This window comes from Duganella guangzhouensis (assembly GCF_009674535.1).
GTDB classification, from domain to species: domain Bacteria; phylum Pseudomonadota; class Gammaproteobacteria; order Burkholderiales; family Burkholderiaceae_D; genus Rugamonas; species Rugamonas guangzhouensis.
In genome coordinates this window covers 199,544-217,716 of record NZ_WKJK01000002.1, presented here as the reverse complement: position 1 = coordinate 217,716, position 18,173 = coordinate 199,544, and the positions used below count along the sequence as shown (strand labels likewise).

12 protein-coding genes are annotated in these 18,173 nt (G+C 63.1%); 10 read left to right on the top strand and 2 right to left on the bottom strand.

The window, feature by feature from the left end; all coding sequences use genetic code 11:
* Positions 1–51: 51 nt before the first annotated feature.
* On the bottom strand, positions 52–1,026 hold the full coding sequence (locus GJ699_RS04110; RefSeq protein WP_154373387.1) for an NADPH:quinone oxidoreductase family protein: 975 nt from the start codon (positions 1,024–1,026) through the stop codon (positions 52–54).
* Between the two features lie 158 nt (positions 1,027–1,184).
* Here GJ699_RS04110 and GJ699_RS04105 point away from each other — a divergent pair, with 158 nt between their 5' ends.
* The 9 genes from GJ699_RS04105 (at position 1,185) to pbpC (ending at position 16,697) form a co-directional block, all read left to right on the top strand.
* On the top strand, positions 1,185–1,790 hold the full coding sequence (locus tag GJ699_RS04105) for a toll/interleukin-1 receptor domain-containing protein (protein ID WP_154373385.1): 606 nt from the start codon (positions 1,185–1,187) through the stop codon (positions 1,788–1,790).
* 9 nt (positions 1,791–1,799) lie between these two features.
* Positions 1,800–3,761, top strand: coding sequence for a KGGVGR-motif variant AAA ATPase (locus GJ699_RS04100; RefSeq protein WP_154373383.1), 1,962 nt, complete (start codon positions 1,800–1,802; stop codon positions 3,759–3,761).
* 70 nt (positions 3,762–3,831) lie between these two features.
* Entirely contained in the window at positions 3,832–4,569 is a 738-nt protein-coding gene (gene surE / locus GJ699_RS04095; protein WP_154373381.1) for a 5'/3'-nucleotidase SurE, read from the top strand.
* Complete coding sequence (locus GJ699_RS04090) at positions 4,566–5,435, top strand: protein-L-isoaspartate(D-aspartate) O-methyltransferase (RefSeq protein ID WP_154373379.1); 870 nt, start codon at positions 4,566–4,568, stop codon at positions 5,433–5,435. Before surE ends, GJ699_RS04090 begins: the two co-directional genes overlap by 4 nt.
* 29 nt (positions 5,436–5,464) lie before the next feature.
* Entirely contained in the window at positions 5,465–6,427 is a 963-nt protein-coding gene (locus GJ699_RS04085; RefSeq protein WP_154373377.1) for a peptidoglycan DD-metalloendopeptidase family protein, read from the top strand.
* A 6-nt stretch (positions 6,428–6,433) separates the two neighbouring features.
* Positions 6,434–7,438 (top strand): RNA polymerase sigma factor RpoS, encoded by a 1,005-nt coding sequence (gene rpoS, locus GJ699_RS04080; protein WP_154373376.1) that lies wholly within the window; start codon positions 6,434–6,436, stop codon positions 7,436–7,438.
* Between the two features lie 75 nt (positions 7,439–7,513).
* A complete protein-coding gene (rlmD, locus tag GJ699_RS04075; RefSeq protein ID WP_154373375.1) occupies positions 7,514–8,857 on the top strand; it encodes a 23S rRNA (uracil(1939)-C(5))-methyltransferase RlmD in 1,344 nt (447 codons plus the stop codon).
* 80 nt (positions 8,858–8,937) lie between these two features.
* A complete protein-coding gene (locus GJ699_RS04070) occupies positions 8,938–14,604 on the top strand; it encodes an alpha-2-macroglobulin family protein (protein ID WP_154373374.1) in 5,667 nt (1,888 codons plus the stop codon).
* Positions 14,601–16,697, top strand: coding sequence for a penicillin-binding protein 1C (pbpC, locus tag GJ699_RS04065; RefSeq protein ID WP_154373373.1), 2,097 nt, complete (start codon positions 14,601–14,603; stop codon positions 16,695–16,697). The genes GJ699_RS04070 and pbpC overlap by 4 nt, the downstream gene beginning before the upstream one ends.
* A 68-nt stretch (positions 16,698–16,765) precedes the next feature.
* Here the strand turns inward: pbpC and GJ699_RS04060 are convergent, their stop codons facing one another.
* Positions 16,766–17,446, bottom strand: a complete 681-nt coding sequence (locus GJ699_RS04060; protein WP_154373372.1) for a Bax inhibitor-1/YccA family protein — start codon at positions 17,444–17,446, stop codon at positions 16,766–16,768.
* 248 nt (positions 17,447–17,694) lie between these two features.
* Between GJ699_RS04060 and ndk the strand changes: the two genes are divergently transcribed.
* The gene (gene ndk, locus GJ699_RS04055) at positions 17,695–18,102 is read left to right on the top strand and encodes a nucleoside-diphosphate kinase (protein WP_072780823.1); all 408 of its coding nucleotides are present in this window, start codon (positions 17,695–17,697) and stop codon (positions 18,100–18,102) included.
* The last annotated feature ends 71 nt before the right edge of the window (positions 18,103–18,173 follow it).

The window sequence follows — 18,173 nt, the reverse complement described above, 5'->3', positions numbered from 1 at the left end:
AAATTCGCCGCGCCGGCGACCCGATGTGGCGGTCGCCGGCGCGGTTGTCTGTTACTCTTGAGGCAATACCACCACTTTGCCGGTCACCTTCCTGGCCGCCATATCGTTCAAGGCCTGGGCCGCTTGTGCCAGCGGATAGCGAGCGGATACCAGCGGCTTGATCTTCCCTTCATGCAACCATTGCAGCAACTGGCGCATATTCGCCATATTGCCTTTTGGATTACGTTTGGTGAATTCGCCCCAGAATACGCCGACCAGTGACGCACCTTTGAGCAAGGTCAGATTGAGTGGCAATTTCGGGATTTCGCCGTTGGCGAAGCCCACCACCAGATATCGTCCACCCCACGCAATCGAATGGAACGCCGGCTCCGCATAATCGCCGCCAACCGGATCGTAAATCACATCCGGCCCCTTGCCGCCGGTCGCCGCCTTCACCGCCTCGCGCAAATCCTGGGTGCTGTAGTTGATCAGCACGTCGGCACCGTGCTGGCGGCAGACTTCCAGCTTCTCATCGGTCGAGGCGCAAGCAATAATGCGGGCGCCAAGGGCTTTTCCTATCTCAATCGCGGCCAGTCCGACCCCGCCAGCCGCGCCAAGAATTAGCATGTTCTCACCATTTTCTAGCTTGGCCCGGTCCACAATCGCGTGATACGAGGTGCCATAGGTGAGGGTGATGGCGGCCGCCGTGTCGAAATCCATGCCAGGCGGCATGGGTATCAGTGCTTGTGCCGGTGCTAACAGCTGTTGCCCAAAACCACCGGTGAAGGCGATGACCTGGTCGCCGGGCTTGAAAGTTGTCACATCATCAGCAACCGAGCGGATGATGCCGGCCACCTCGCTGCCGGGCACGAACGGCAGCTCGGGCTTGAATTGATACTTTCCCTGCACGATCAGCACGTCCGGAAAATTGACGCCGGCCGCTTGCACCTCGATCACCACCTGGCCCGGACCAGGCTGTGGATCTTGCAATTCTTGCACTTTTAGCGTATCCGGCACGCCCCAGTTTTCGCACACCACAGCTTTCATTCTGGTCTCCTTGGTTATAAAAAAGAACGGTCGTTATATTTCGATGATACCGCAAAGCGCCAGCCGTTTGCGCAAAGTTCGGCCTGCCGCACGTTTGTTCTGCCTCAAAGTCCCGTCACAAAGGATTGTTAGAGTTGGTTAAACGTAGGAGGGATATCATGACTATCCGTCACGGCTGCTTTTTCAGTTATGCACATGGCCAGCATGCTTACATGAGCAAATTCAAGGACGACCTGGTCGATGCCTTGAAGTGCTATCTCGAACCCCACTTCGACAACGAGGACGAGCTCTTTGTTGACGGTGAGCAACTTGGCGGTGGCGACGACATCGACCAGAAAATCGCCCGCGCCTTGTGTGAGAGCGTTTGCATGATTGTCATTTATACACCCAAGTATGAGGCGCATGGTTACACCCGGCGCGAGTTTGCAGCAATGCAACTTATCGAACGGGAGCGGCGCCAGTGGTACACGCTGCCCAGCCATTTGATCATCCCCGTCATCATGACCCGCCACCCGGTCGGCCTGCCGCTGCAGATCACCGGTCCTGGCATGTACGTCGATTTTTCGCGTTACACGCTGGCCAGCGGCGACTTGAAGACCAATCCAGATTTCCTCCCGGACATTGAAAAAATCGTCCACCGCGTTGCCGAGCACTACCACTGTCTAAAACGATGCACGCCGCCCGAGCATGACTGCAGCCGTTTCGTGCTGCCTGACATCCCGCCGGAATGGCGTGCCATTCCTCCTCCACAATTTCCACGTTAAAGGTATGCCATGGAACTCACCTCCCTGACATTGCCGCCGCTGAGCGCCAGCGGCGAGGTTATTACTTTTTATTCATATAAGGGCGGCACCGGGCGCACCATGGCCTTGTCCAATATCGCCGTGTTGCTGGCGCGACAGCAGAACGCCACCGCGCCGGTGCTGATGATTGACTGGGATCTGGAGGCGCCCGGCCTGCATCACTATTTTGACGCCGGCGCAGAAGCCAAGCCCGGCGTGCTGGAATTTTTCGAGGCTTGCCGCGAGCAGCTGCAGCGCTTGCGGCTGGCCGCGCCCGAGCTGGCGGGCGAAGCGCTGGCCGAGGCCGTGCTGGCCGAGGTGAGCTGGGAGCATTATGTCAGCCGCGTCGACCACGGCAGCCAGCTGTATCTGATGCGCGCCGGCCGCTTCGACGACAGCTACCCGGAGCGGCTGGCCGCCATGCGCTGGGACGACCTATTTAATTGCTGTCCGCCGCTGTACCGCTGCTTTGGCCAACGGCTGGCGCGGCATTTCCTCCATGTACTGGTCGATTCCCGCACCGGCCGCACCGATAGCGCCGGCATTTGCACCACCTTGCTGCCGCGCAAGCTGGTGCTGGTGTTCGCGCCCAGTCACCAGAGTCTGGAGGGCGTGGAGGACATGGTGGCGCGCGCCACCACCTACCGTCGCAGCCATGAGGATGAGCAACGGCCGCTGCTGGTCTATCCCTTGCCTTCGCGGATAGACATCGGTGACGACCTGCTGCGCGCGCAATGGCGGCGTGGCGATGCCTCCCAGCACATTCTCGGCTACCAGCCCAGCTTTGAAGACCTGATCCGCGATTCCTACGGCATGCAGCATGTGTCGCTGGAAAGTTATTTCGACGAAGTCCAGCTGCAGCAGACCCGCAGCTTGCCCGGCGGCGAGCAGGTCGCGGTGCGTCAGGATCAGGGCGGCGACCGGTTTTCGCTGACGCGCACCTTCGAAGCCTTCCTGGCCTGGCTGGCGCCGGGCTACTTTCCATGGCAGTCGCGGGCGGAAATCCAGTTGCTGGGCACGATAGCTGAGGCGCGCCGGTTGCTGGACGAGGGCGGGGCGGCGGCGCGCGCCGCCTGGCAGCCGCTGGCGCGCGACTTGCATCTGCTGGGCGAGCTGTATCGGAGCGAGGGCAAGTCGCGGTCGGCGCTGGCCAGTTTCGAGGAAAGCTTGTCGCTACGACAACGTGGGCTGGGGGAGGATCATCCGGACACCCTGGCCACCAAGATGCGTCTGGCGCAGGTGTTGCGTCACATCGGGCGGCTGGACGAAGCGCGATTTCTGGAGGAATGCGTGGTCGAGGCGCGCGAGCGCATGCTGGGCGTCGAACATGTCGACACGCTGGCGGCGCGCAGCAGTCTGGCGCATACGCTGGGTTTGCAGGGGCGGCTGGGCGAGGCGCTGGCTTTGCAAGACAGCGTGCTGGATACGTATACCCGCCTGCTGGGCGCCGATCACCTGCAAACGCTGGTCAGCATGGCGGCGCGCGCCGACCTGCTGATACAGCGCGGCGAGCTGGAACAGGCACGCGCGGTGCAGCAACAGGTATTGGCCGCGCGCGAGCGCATGCTGGGCAGCGCCCATGCCGACACTTTGCGCAGCAAGGCGACGCTGGCGCGTACCTTGCTTCAAATGCAAGATTTGCCGGGCGCACACATTTTGCTGGATGCGGTGCTGCAAACCCAGCTGGGCCGGCTGGGCGCCGAGCATGTGGAAACCCGCAACGCCCGCGAGCAACTGATCGATGTGCAGTTGCAGATGGGCGTGCCGGCGGACGAGGCGACGCTGGTACCCGAACTACATCAGGATGCCGCCATGGACGACTACAGGGAGGCGTTGGAGCGGCCGGAGCCGCCACGCAAGCCGGCCATGGCCAACAGCCAGTGGCCGCGCACGCCGGAGGAGTTGCTGGCGCTGGACCTGCAATTGGCCGACACCCGCGGCACGCCGCGTTGACGAAAATTTATACAAAAAGGAGGCGACCGGCACGCGCAGTGCGGCCATTGCTTCGGGTAAAATCTGCTGTATGAGAATCCTGATAAGCAATGACGACGGCTACCTGGCGCCTGGCATCAATGCGCTGGCCAACGCGCTCGCCCCTATCGCCGACATCGTGGTGGTGGCGCCGGACAGCAACCGTTCGGGCGCTTCCAATTCGCTGTCGCTGGACCGGCCTTTGTCGGTGCAGCAGGCCGCCAATGGTTTTTATTTTGTCAACGGCACACCCAGCGATTGCGTGCACGTGGCGCTGACCGCCGTGCTGGACTACCGGCCGGATCTGGTGGTGTCCGGCATCAATAATGGTCCCAATATGGGGGACGACACGCTGTACTCCGGCACGGTGGCGGCCGCCACCGAGGGCTATCTGTTCGGCATTCCGGCGATCGCCTTTTCGCAAGGCACTTACGGCTGGGAACATATAGAGGACGCCGCGCGTCACGCACGCGACATCGTCCAGCGCTATTATGAAACGTTGCCGCGTCCCTATCTGCTGAACGTGAATATACCGAACCGCCCTTATGATGAGCTTAATCAAGTGGTCGCCACCCGGCTCGGCCGCCGCCATCAGTCGGAACCGGTGATCAAAGCCCAGGACCCGCGCGGCAGGGATATCTACTGGATCGGCCCGCCGGGTGCGTGCAAGGATGCCGGCGAGGGCACGGATTTTCATGCCGTCACGGCCGGCCGCACGTCGATCACTCCGCTGCAAATCGATCTGACCCATAAAACGCAACTTGACGCACTGGCAAAGGCGCTGGCATGACCGAAAAAAACCGTACCTTTCCTTTGCCGCTGTCCTCGGTAACAGACAAGGGGGCCAGGAAGGCAACGGTATTTGCACCGGTGGCGACGCCGCAAACCGCCACCCAGAACGCGGCGCGCTACGCGCCACCCCAGCATCCAGCGCCGCGTCCGGTGGCGACGCCGTCCAAATCACATGGTTACGCACTGGAGCGCGCCCAGCCGGCGCCGGCCGCCGCGCCGCGCGACAGCGCGCTGGTGTCGGCGGCGGTGCGCCGCGCCATGGTGCAGCGCATCGCCAACCAGGGCGTGCAGGATCAACTGGTGCTGGGCGCGATGGACCAGGTGCCGCGCCACATATTCATGGACGAGGGGCTGGCGCCGCAAGCTTATGTCGATGCCTCGCTGCCGATCGGCCACCACCAGACCATCTCCCAGCCCTATATTGTCGCCCGCATGATCGAGGTGATGCGCAATGGCGGCCAGCTCAAGCGCGTGCTGGAAATCGGCACCGGCTGCGGCTACCAGGCGGCGGTGCTGGCCTGCGTGGCGCAGGAGGTGTATTCCATCGAGCGCATCAAGCCCCTGCACGAGCTGGCCAAGGCCAATCTGCGGCCGCTGCGCGTGCCGAACCTGCGTCTGCATTACGGAGATGGTATGCTTGGGCTGCCGCAAGCGGCTCCGTTTGACGGTATCATTCTGGCCGCGGCCGGGATGGAGGTGCCGCAAGCACTGCTGGAACAGCTGACCATCGGCGGTCGCCTGGTCGCCCCGGTGGGCGTCCGGGCGCAGCATTTGGAACTGATTACACGCATCGGCAAGACGGAGTGGGCCAGCCAGACACTGGAAGATTGCCACTTCGTGCCGTTGCGTCCGGGCGTGGTTTAGCGCCCGAACCACTAGACACTAAGATGAGAATGACAAAAAAAAGTAATTTGCTCGCCATGAGCTTCGCGCTTGCCTTCCTGAGCGCTTGCCAGACCACTCCGAATCAAGCACCGGTCATCGACCGCACCGTTCATCCCGCCGTCAAACCCGCCACGCCGAGCGAAACGGCGCAGGTCGCGCGTGACGAGCGCGGCCTGTACACTGTCAAAAAAGGCGATACCCTGATCCGCATCGCGCTGGAATTCGGCCAGAATTACCGCGATCTGGTGACCTGGAACAATCTGGCCAACCCGAACGACATCAAGGTCGATCAGGTGCTGCGCGTGGCGCCGCCTGATAGCGCACCCAATAGCCCGGGCGTGGAAACCGCCGCCATCGTCATGCCGCCGTCCGACAAGACGCCGCCGCCGGCGCCGGTGGTCAAGAAGAATGGCCCGAAAGGCGACAAAAAACCGTACACCGAGGCCAATCTGGCCGAATTGCAGCGCACCGAAAACGGCAAGGAAGGCGGCACCGCGCCCGCCACGGCGGCCACCGCGCCGGCCACCGCGCCGGCACCGGCCGTTACCCGTCCGACCGCACCACCGCCTGTGCCCGCCGGGCCGGCGCTGGCGGCCGACGATGCCGCCCTGAGCTGGGTCTGGCCGGCCGACGGCAAGGTGATCGCCACCTTTGACGAGGGCAAGAACAAGGGCGTCGACATCGCCGGCAAGGCTGGCCAGCAAGTCGTGGCTGCCGGCGCGGGAAAAGTAATGTATGCCGGCAGCGGCATCCGCGGATATGGTAATCTCGTGATCGTGAAGCACAGTAATAATTTGTTGTCGGCCTACGCGCACAACCGGACCATTCTGGTCAAGGAAGGGCAGAGCGTAAGCAAAGGACAGATGATCGCGGAAATGGGCGATTCCGATACCGACTCCGTCAAGCTGCACTTCGAAATCCGGCAGCAGGGCAAACCGGTGGACCCGTCCAGATTCCTGCCTAACCGCTAGCTGACCATGACCTCTACGCCGCACGATCAGATCGATGACGACTCGCTCCCGGACGATTTCCGCGACGAGCAGAGCGAGGATGTGGTCCTCGATGGTGCGGACGAGGCTGACCAGCCGGAGAGCGGCGCGGTGCTCGAAAGCGTCGACGAGCTGAAAAAAGTGCTGGCGGCCGAGCTGTCCACCGACACCACCCAGCACTATCTGAACCAGATCGGCACCCGGCCGTTGCTGACGGCGCAGCAGGAAGTGCATTACGCCACGCTGGCCAAGGCCGGCGACTTCAGCGCGCGCCAGACCATGATCGAGCATAATCTGCGGCTGGTGGTGTCGATCGCCAAGCACTACATCAACCGTGGCGTGGTGTTGCTGGACATGATAGAAGAGGGCAACATCGGCCTGATGCGCGCCATCGACAAGTTCGAGCCCGAGCGCGGCTTCCGTTTTTCCACCTACGCCACCTGGTGGATACGCCAGAGCATCGAGCGCGCCATCATGAATCAGGCCCGCACGGTGCGCTTGCCGGTGCACATGGTGCGCGAGCTGAACCAGATCCTGCGCGGCAAATACCATCTCGAAGCGCAGCATCACAACGGCAAGGACGCCACCGCCGAGGACATCGCCGAGCTGGTCGGCCGCCCGGTGGAGGAGGTGCAGGATATCCTGGCGCTGTCCGAACACGCCACCTCGCTGGACGCGCCGCTCGACAACGATCCGCAATCGTCGCTGATGGACATGCTGCCCGGCGACAGCGAAGACAGCCCCGACGCCCGCGCCGAGCACCACGAAATGACCTTGCTGGTGCGCGACTGGCTGACCAAGCTGCCGGACAAGCAGCGCATCGTCATCATGCGCCGTTTCGGCCTCGACAACGACGATCCGGCCACGCTGGAAACCCTGGCCGAGGAGATGGGCGTGACGCGCGAGCGGGTGCGCCAGATCCAGCAGGAAGCGCTGGTCAAACTGAAGCGGGCCATGGCCGCGCGCGGCGTGGTCCGCGATTCCCTGCTGTAGACCCTTCCCATTCTGCTATCATTACGGCCCGGCGCAATGCCGGCGTCTGCCATTTCCCATTCAAGATTAAACGTTATGCAAGAAAATACCATCGACATTAAATCGCTCGACATGGACGCTCGCGGCGTCGGCCACCTGCAGGACAACGAAGACGGCACGCCGGGCAAAGTGGTGTTCGTGGAGGGCGCGCTGCCGGGCGAGCGCGTCAGCTTTGAAACGTTCAAGAAAAAGAAGAGTTGGGAAGCGGCTCGCATGACCGCGTTGCACCGCGAATCGTCGATGCGGGTGCAGCCGAAGTGCGTGCATTTCGACTACTGCGGCGGCTGCTCGATGCAGCACATCGAGCCGAGCGCGCAGGTGGCGATCAAGCAGCGTGTGCTGGAAGATAATCTGTGGCACATCGGCAAAGTCACCGCCGACAACATCATGCGTCCGATGTACGGCCCGACCTGGGGCTACCGCTACCGCGCGCGCCTGTCGGTGCGCTGGGTGGAGAAGAAGGGGACGGTGCTGGTCGGCTTCAAGGAAAAGAAATCGATCTTCGTGGCCGATATTAAGAGCTGCCAGATCCTGCCGAAACATGTGTCGGACATGTTCATGCCGTTGCGCGCGCTGATAGGTTCGCTGACGCTGTTCAACCAGATCCCGCAGATCGAACTGGCGATCGGTGAAGACGTCACCGCGCTGGTGCTGCGCGTCATGGAGACGCCGACTGCCGACGACGAGGTCAAGCTCAAAGCCTTCGCCGATCAGTACAAAGTACAGTTCTGGCTGCAGACCAAGGGCCCGGAAACCGCCGCGCCGTTCTACCCGCTGGAGCCGGAGCTGCATTACCTGCTGCCGGAATACGGCGTGCGCATGCCGTTCAAGCCGGTCGACTTCACCCAGGTCAACCACCATATCAACCGCGTGCTGGTGCACAAGGCGCTGCGCCTGCTGGATGTGCAGCCTGAGGACCGCGTGGCCGACCTGTTCTGCGGCCTGGGCAATTTCACGCTGCCGCTGGCGACGCTGGCACGCGAAGTGGTCGGCATCGAAGGCAGCCAGGCGCTGACCGATCGCTCGCTGAGCAACGCCAAGGCCAATGGCCTGGATGGCAAAACCACCTTCTACAACCGCAACCTGTTTGAAGTGACGCCGGAAGATTTGATCGCGCTGGGCAAATTCGACCGCATGCTGATCGACCCGCCGCGCGATGGCGCCATGGCGCTGTCGCTGGCGCTGGGGGAATTGCGCAAAACCAATCCGGAATTCCTGCCGAAGCGCATCGTTTACGTCTCGTGCAGCCCATCGACCTTGGCGCGCGACGCCAATGTGCTGGTCAACCTGGCCGGCTACAAGCTGGATAAAGCCGGCGTGGTCAACATGTTCCCGCACACCTCGCACGTCGAATCGATGGCGGTATTCGATCTGATCTAATGTTTTTATTCTAATATAATTGACTTTGCCGGAGGCGTGCGCAAGACTTAGCTGATTGTTAATCAGCGCCTGGAGTTGGCATGCGCCTCCTGTTCCGCATCATCGCGCTGGCTGCGTTCAGCAGCCTGCCGCTGGCCGTTCTGGCCGAGACTTCCGTTATTTCGTTTTCCCCCAAGGACACCGTCAAGCGCGTGCGCCAGGTGACCGCGCGCTTCAGCGGCCAGATGGTCCCGCTGGGCGATATGCGGCTGGGCGATCCGTTCACCGTCGATTGTCCGGAAGAGGGCAAGGGCCGCTGGATCGATGGCCAAAACTGGAGCTACGATTTCGCGCGCGACCTGCCGGGCGGCGTGGCTTGCCGCTTCACGCTCAAGGATGACGTCAAAGACATCACCGGCAAGCCACTGAGCGGCGAGCGTCAGTTCTCCTTTGACACCGGCGGCCCGGCGGTGGTGGAAGCGGCGCCGCGTGACGGCGCCGGCGCCATCGACGAGCAGCAGATTTTCGTGCTGGGTCTCGACGCGCCGGCCAATGAACAGACCATCGCCGCCCATGCATGGTGCCAGGCCGCCGGCATCAACGAGAAAATCGGCGTGCGGCTGCTGCAGGGCGCGGAGCGCCAGCGCGTGATGGAGCTGCGCAAGGCGTTCACCGAGCGCTATCTGTCGCTGTACTTCAAGGCGCGCGGCGTGGTGTGGCGCGCCACCGGCAAGGTCAATAACCAGCGGCTCGACAAGTTGCCGATTGTGGTGCTGCAGTGCCAGCGTCCATTGCCGGCCGACGCCAATGTGTCGCTGGTGTGGGGCGCCGGCATCGCCGCCGACAGCGGCATCGTCACCACGCAGGACCAAACGCTGGCCTTCAACACGCGGCCGGACTTCAGCGCGCGCTTCAGTTGCGACAGGCTGTCCGCCGATGGCGGCTGCATTCCGTTCCTGCCGATGCGCTTGAATTTCTCGGCACCGGTGGCGCGCGCCGACGCGCTGGCTGTCAGGATCACTGGCCCCGGCGGCAAGGTGTTCAAGCCCACCGTCGACAAGGAAGAGGACAAGTCCGAGTATCTGCAATGGCTGAACTTCAAGGGGCCTTTCCCAGAGAGCGCGAAGCTGGCCTTGTCGCTGCCGGTCAAGCTGAAGGACGATGCCGGCCGCGCGCTGGTCAATCAGGCCAGTTTCCCGATGGCGATCCGCACCGATGCGCAGCCGCCGCTGGTCAAGTTCCCGGCGCGCTTCGGCATCATCGAGGTTCAAGGCGACAAGCTGTTGCCGGTTACGGTGCGCAATGTTGAAGCGCGGCTGGCGGGCAGCAAGGTGGATGGCGCCGCGTTGCGCGTGAATGAAGGCGGCGACGCCGATCAGCAAGTCATCGGATGGCTCAAGCGCATGGGCACCAGCTACAACTGGCAGCCGCAGGAACAATGGGGCGACAGTCTGGGCAAGCAGCTGCTGGACGCTAAAGCCGGCAAGGTCGAACGCTTCGTCATGCCCAAGCCGAATGGCGGGCGGGCGATGGAAGTCGTCGGCATCCCGCTGCGCAAGCCGGGCTTTTATGTGGTGGAGCTGGCGAGTCCCCGGTTGGGCGCGGGGCTGGGCGTAGGCAAACAGGCTTACGTCAGCACGGCGGCGCTGGTGACCAATATGGTGGCGCACTTCAAGCACGGCGCCGAATCGTCGGTGGTCTGGGTGACGTCGCTGGACAAGGGCCAGCCAGTGCCGCAGGCGCAGGTGGCGGTGCGCGATTACGACGGTAATTTGCTGTGGCAGGGCATGACCGATGCCGGCGGTCTGGCGCACATCCGCAAAGAACTGCCAACCTCGCGCAAGGACAACGATGGCCGCTACTTCGTCAGCGCGCGACTGGGCGCGGACATGACGTTCACCTTGTCCGACTGGGATCGCGGCATCGAGACCTGGCGCTTCAATCTGCCGGGCGGCTATGGCGGCGCCGATAACGTCATCGCCACCACGGTGTTCGACCGCACGCTGCTACGCGCCGGCGAAACGGTGCACATGAAGCACTTCCTGCGCCGCCATGTGGAGCAGGGCATCGTGCTGGCGGCAAAAGAGCAGGACGGCACGCTGCACGTCATTCACGAGGGTAGCGAACAGAAATACGATGTGCCGATCAAGTGGCATGCCAGCGGTTCGGCCGAGAGCACGTGGACTATTCCGGCCGACGCCAAACAAGGCTGGTATCAGCTGATGCTGAGCGGCCGCGCGGCGGGCCGCTTCCGCGTCGAACAGTTCCGCGTGCCGACCATGAAGGCGCTGCTGCAAGGGCCGAAGACGCCGGCTATCCGCGCCTCGTCGGTGGATCTGGACATGCAGCTCAGTTATCTGTCGGGCGGCGGCGCGGGCGACGCGCCGGTGCAGTTGCGCACCGTGGTGCAGGACAAGAGCGTCAGCTTCGCCGATTACGCGGACTTCAGCTTCAGCAACGGCGATGTGAAGGTCGGCGCCGAAAAGAACGCCGGCACCTTCGATGATGACGAAGGCATGGTCGAGGGTGAGGGCGAAGATGGCGAAGTCACAGGCCCGGCCAACATCAAGACCCGCAGCCTGAATCTGGACAAGGCCGGTGGCGCCCGCGTCACGCTGGACCAGCTGCCGGAAGTGCAGACGCCGAAGGAAGTGATGGCCGAGATGACCTTCCAGGACGCCAACGGCGAAACGCTGTCCGCCGCTACGCGCATTCCACTGTGGCCGTCCGCGTATGTGATCGGCATTCAGCCGGACGGCTGGGTGGCAAGCAAGGACGCGTTGAAATTCACGGTGGCGGTGCTGGACCTGCAAGGCAATCCGGTGGCCGATGCGCCGGTGGCGGTGGACTTCTTCCAGCGCCTGTCGTACTCGCACCGTCGCCGTTTGATCGGCGGCTTCTATGCATACGAGAATAGCAGCGAAGTCAAAGCGCTGGGCGCGGCGTGCGAGGGCAAGACCGATAACAAGGGGCTGTTGATTTGCCAGGTGAAGGCGCCGGCATCCGGCAACCTGATTCTGCGCGCGAAGACGCAGGACGCGCAGCAGCGCGCCGCTGTCGCCCATCGCGAAACCTGGGTGGCCGATGGCGAAGACTGGTGGTTCGCCGCCACCGACAACGACCGCATCGATCTGCTGCCCGAAAAAAAGCGCTACGAGCCTGGCGAAATGGCCAGCTTCCAGGTGCGCATGCCGTTCCGCGAAGCGACCGCCCTGGTGACGGTGGAGCGCGAGGGCGTGATTGATACCTACATCCGTCCGCTGAGCGGCAAGGAGCCGGTGTTCACGATCCCGGTCAAGAAGCAGTACGCGCCGAATGTCTACGTCTCGGCGCTGGTGGTGCGCGGCCGTGTGAACAGCGTGCAGCCGACCGCGCTGGTCGACTTGGGCAAGCCGGCCTACAAGCTGGGGATAGCGCCGCTGCGCGTGGGCTGGTCGGCCAATGAACTGAAGGTGCAGGTCACGGCGGACAAGCCGGTGTACAAGGTGCGCGACAAGGCTAGCGTGGCGGTCAAGGTCACGCTGCCGGATGGTTCGGCGCCGCCGGCTGGCGCGGAAGTGGCGCTGGCCGCCGTCGATGTCGGCCTGCTGGAGCTGATGCCCAACACCAGCTGGGATCTGCTGGAAGCAATGATGGGCCAGCGCAGCCTGCAGGTGACCACGGCCACCGCGCAGATGCAGGTGGTCGGCAAGCGTCACTTCGGCCGCAAGGCGGTGCCGGCCGGCGGTGGTGGCGGCAAGGGCGCGGGACGGGAGCTGTTCGATACGCTGCTGTTCTGGAAGGCGCGCGTGACGCTGGATGCGAAAGGCGAAGCCACGGTGCAGGTGCCGATTAACGATTCGCTGACAGCGTTCCGCATCGTCGCCATCGCCAACGCGCAGGCGGATTTGTTCGGCACCGGCCGCACAGAGGTGCGCAGTTCGCAGGATCTGATTTTGCTTTCCGGCCTGCCGGCGTTGGTGCGCGAGGGCGATCGCCTGCGCGCCGGCTTCACGCTGCGTAATACCACCGAGGCGCCGGTGAAGGCGACGCTGAGCGCCAGCGCGGGCGGCAAGGCGCTGGCGCCGCAATCGGTGTCGCTGGAGCCGGGGCAGGCGCGCGAAATCGGCTGGGATGTGCAGGTGCCGGTGGGCGTCAGCACGCTGGACTGGGATGTCAGCGCGGCGGTGGAGGGCGGCGGTGCGGCGTCGACGGACCGCATCAAGATCAAGCAGAAGGTGGTGCCGGCCGTGCCGGTGACGGTGATGCAGGCGACGCTGCTGCAACTGGACCGCAAGCAGTCGATGCAGGTGGCGCTGCCGGATGACGCGGTGCCGGGACGCGGCGGCGTGCAGGTGCAGTTCAGCCCATCGCTGGGCGGCGATCTGCCGGGCGTGCAGGCGTACATGCAGAAGTATCCGTACCGCTGCTTCGAACAGGTGACTTCGCGCTCGATCTCGCTGCATGATCGGGCGATGTGGCAGTCGGCGGTCGATACGCTGCCGGCGCATCTGGACTCTGATGGCCTGATCAAGTATTTCGCCACGATGTATGAGGGCAGCGATACGCTGACGGCCTATGTGCTGTCGGCGGCGGCCGAAGCGGGCTATGAGATTCCGGCAGACCTGCGCGGCCGCATGGAGTCTGGCCTGCTGGCTTTTGTGCACGGCAAAGTGGTGCGCTACTCGGCTTTGCCGACGGCCGATCTGGCGGTGCGCAAGATCGCCGCGCTGGAGGCCATCTCACGCACGCGGCAGGTGCACGCGGATGATCTGGAGTCGTTCACGGTACAGCCGAATCTGTGGCCGACATCCGCCGTCATCGACTGGTATCAGATTTTGCAGCGCTCGGAGAAGCTGCCGCAGCGCGCGCAGCGCCTGAAGGAGGCGGATCAGATTCTGCGTTCACGCCTGAATTTGCAAGGCACGACCATGACTTTCTCCACCGAGCGCACCGACGACTGGTGGTGGTTGATGTCCTCCGCCGACAGCAACGCCAACCGCCTGCTGCTGACCATGGCCGACAATCCGGCATGGAAAGCGGATATCGGTCGCCTGGCGCGTGGCGCGCTGGGACGCCAGCGGAAAGGTCGCTGGGGCACGACCGTGGCGAATGCCTGGGGTGTGCTGGCGATCGACAAGTTCTCGGCGCTGTTCGAGAAAGACAAGGTAAGCGGCACGGCAGCGGTCACGCTGGGCAACGCCAGCAAGAGCATCGCCTTTGGTGGCGACCCTGCTGGCGGCACGGCGATGCTGCCCTGGCCGCGCGGTGGCGGCGGCCAGCTGGCGCTGGATCACACGGGCGCCGGCAAGCCGTGGGCGACGGTGCAGACTTTGTCGGCGGTGCCGCTCAAGGCGCCGCTGTCGAGCGGCTACCGCATCGCCAAGACCATCACGCCGGTCGAGCAGAAGGTGAAAGGCGCATGGTCGCGTGGCGATGTCTATCGGGTGCATCTGGATCTGGAAGCGCAGTCGGATATGACCTGGGTGGTGGTGGACGATCCGATTCCCGCCAGCGCCACGGTGCTGGGCTCCGGTCTGGGCGGCGATTCGAAGCTGATGACCGGCGGCGAGGCGGCCACCGGCTGGGCGTATCCGGCCTTCCAGGAGCGGACCTTTGAAGGCTACCGCGCGTTCTACCAATTTGTCCCGAAAGGCAAATGGAGCGTGGAGTACACTGTGCGCTTGAATAACCCTGGCCAGTTCAACCTGCCGCCAACGCGTGTCGAGGCGATGTACAGCCCCGAGATGTTTGGCGCGATGCCGAATGCAGCGATTACCGTGAAATGAAGCGGACAGTTTTCATCATCGCCGCACTGGCACTGGCGCTGGCCGGCGCCGCCCACGCGGCACCGACGTTCGAGGAGGTGCGGGCTGCGTATCGCTCGTCGGACGCGGAGCTGCTGGACCGGCATGGCGAGCCGATTCAGTCGCTGCGCATCGACATGGCGGTGCGGCGCCTGCCGTGGGTGGCGTTGAACGATATCTCGCCGGCGCTGCCGGCGGCGGTATTGCAGGCTGAGGACCAGCGTTTCTATCAGCATGACGGCGTGGACTGGAACGCGGCGGCCCAGGCGGCGTGGGACAACCTGTTCCGCACCCGGCCGCGCGGCGCGTCGACCATCACCATGCAGTTGGCGGCCTTGCTCGATCCGGCCTTGCAGCCGGTCGCCAAAGGCCGCAGTTGGGGCCAGAAGTGGGATCAGGTGAAGGCCGCGCGCGAACTGGATGCGCAGTGGAGCAAGCGGCAGATCATGGAAGTGTACCTGAACATGGTGACGTATCGCGGCGAGCTGCAAGGCGTGGGCGCGGCGGCGCGCGGCATGTTTGGCAAGGCGCCGTCGGGGCTGGATCTGAGCGAGTCGGTGATCCTTGCCAGCCTGCTGCGCGGGCCGTCGGCAGGGCAGAAGGTGGTGTCGCAGCGCGCATGCGGCCTGGCGCGGGAGCTGCGTCTGCCGTCGACCTGCGACGAGATTCAGCTGCGGATTGTGGTGGCGATGGGTCGTCCGCAACTGGCGGCCAATTTGCCTCCGGCGCCGCAGGTGGCGCAGCAGCTGTTGACGCGTAGCGGACAATCGGTGCGCAGCACGCTGGATGCGGGCTTGCAGCGCTATGCGCAGAATGTGCTGCGTCAGCAGCTGGCCGCGCTGCAAGGCCGCAATGTGAACGACGGCGCGGTGATTGTGCTGGATAACGCCAGCGGCGAGATCCTCGCTTATGTCGGCAACGCCGGTGGCGGCGAAGTGGATGGTGTGGCGGCGTTGCGGCAGGCCGGGTCCACACTCAAGCCGTTTCTGTACGAGCTGGCGCTGGAGCGCAAGCAGCTGACAGCGGCCTCGCTGATGGACGACACGGCCATCGATATCTCCACGCCTTCCGGCATGTATATTCCGCAGAACTACGACAAGAACTTCAAAGGCTATGTCAGCGTGCGCACCAGCCTTGCCAGTTCGCTTAACGTGCCGGCAGTGCGCACGCTGGTGATGACGGGCATGGAGCGCTTTCACGAGCGTCTGCGTGCCGTGGGGCTGAGCAGCTTGACACAGCCCGCTGAATACTACGGCTATTCGTTGGCGCTTGGCTCGGCCGAGGTCTCGCTGCTGGAGTTAGCCAACGCCTATCGCACGCTGGCAAACGGCGGCATGTACGGCGCGGTGACGCTGGCGCCGAAAACCGCCGCCGTGCCGGCCAGCCGGGTGCTGGACGCGCGCGCCAGTTTCATCATCGGCGACATCCTGGCCGACCGCGCCGCGCGCAGCGTCACCTTCGGCTTGAAGAACGAACTGGCAACCACGTTCTGGGCCGCAGTCAAAACCGGCACCAGCAAGGATATGCGCGATAACTGGTGCGTGGGCTACACGGACAGGTACACGGTCGGCGTCTGGGTTGGTAATTTTGACGGGCAGTCGATGTGGGATGTTTCCGGCGTCAGCGGGGCGGCGCCGGTGTGGCGCGACGTGATGGACTATCTCAATCGCGGCCAGATCAGCCACGCGCCCAAGCCGCCGGCCGGCGTGCTGCGACAGCAGATCGCGTATCAGCCGGCGCTGGAAGCGGCGCGCAACGAATGGTTCATCGCCGGCACCGAAAGCCCGGTCATCGCGCTGGCGCAGGACCAGCACCGCGCGCCGAAAATCCTGTATCCCGGCGACTCAGCCATCATCGCGCTCGACCCGGATATTCCGGACGCGATCCAGCGCGTTTTCTTTCAGGCGCAGGGCGGCCAAGGCCTGCAATGGAAGCTGGACGGCGTAGCGCTAGGCCAGGCCGCCACCAGCTACAGCTGGCGCCCCACACCAGGTCAACATCAACTGGCGCTGGTCGACAACGATGACAAGCCGGTTGCCACCGCCAGTTTCCAGGTCCGGGGCGGCAGTCTGTAGCTGGCGACACAAAGTGATGGACAATAAAAAAGCCGGCAGGAGCCGGCTTTTTGGGGAAGCGGTGAAGCTTAGTCGCGGTTGCCGCCGAAGATGCCCAGCAGCGACAGCAGGCTGGTGAAGATGTTGTACACGTCCAGGTAGATCCGCAGCGTGGCGCGGATGTAGTTGGTCTCGCCGCCGTTGACGATCTGCTGCACGTCATACAGGATGTAGGCCGAGAAGATGCCGATCGCCACCACCGAGATCACAATCGCCAGCGCCGGAATGCCCAGGAAGATGTTGGCGATCGAGGCCAGCATCAGGATCACCAAGCCGGCGAACAACCAGGTGCCCATGCCCGAGAAGTCACGTTTGGAGACGGTGGCCACCGAAGCCAAGGTCGCGAACACGGCCGCCGTGCCGCCAAACGCGGTCATGATCAGGAAGCCGCCGTTGGAGAAGCCGAGGATGCGCGACAGCAGCGGCGTCAGCCACAGGCCCATGAAGAAGGTGAAGCCCAGCAGCAGCGCGACGCCGAGGCCGGAATCCTTGTTCTTCTCGATGCCCCAGATGAAGCCGAAGGCGATGCCGAGGAACAGCAGCGCCATCAGCCCGCCACTCAGTGGCAGATGCAGGGCGACGCCGAGCACCGCGCCGAAGACGGTCGGAACCATCGACAGGGCCAGCAGCCAGTAAGTATTGCGCAGCACGTTGTGCTGTACCAATCGGCGGCTACCCGCCAGATCGTAGGTGTTTTGCATGTTGTTCATAATGCCTCCAGTAAAGGATAGGGTTTACAGCTTTGATAAGAGCATAGCACGTTGCGTCCAAAATACGCAAAAACATGCCTAAAATGCACTTAATACCGACTTAAACTTCATTTGCAAAGGAATTTCCCGCGCCCTTGCCAGCTTATCTATTGCTGTTTTTCGGAATATGGGGTCATCTATGGTAAAATCAAAGGTTGATTGGATTATCAATTTCGTTTTAAACCTTTCTTTTTATTGGAGTTTTTCAAATGGCAATCGAACGCACCCTGTCGATCATCAAACCTGACGCAGTTGCAAAAAACGTGATCGGCAAAATCTACACCCGCTTCGAAGAAGCTGGCCTGAAGATCGTTGCCGCTCAAATGAAGCAACTGTCGCGTGAAGAAGCTGAAGGCTTCTACGCCGCTCACAAAGAGCGCGGTTTCTTCAAAGACCTGGTGGACTTCATGGTTTCGGGTCCAGTCATGATTCAAGCGCTGGAAGGCGAAAACGCCGTTCTGAAAAACCGCGAACTGATGGGCGCCACCGATCCGAAGAAAGCCGACAAAGGCACCATTCGCGCTGACTTCGCTGATTCGATCGACGCCAACGCCGTTCACGGCTCGGACGCGGTAGAAGCCGCCGCTGTTGAAATCGCTTACTTCTTCGGTAAGTAATTTGTATAGGTTCCGTTTCCGCACTGCGGTGCGGAAACGGGATAAATGATTAGTACTGTTTTGAACCCACA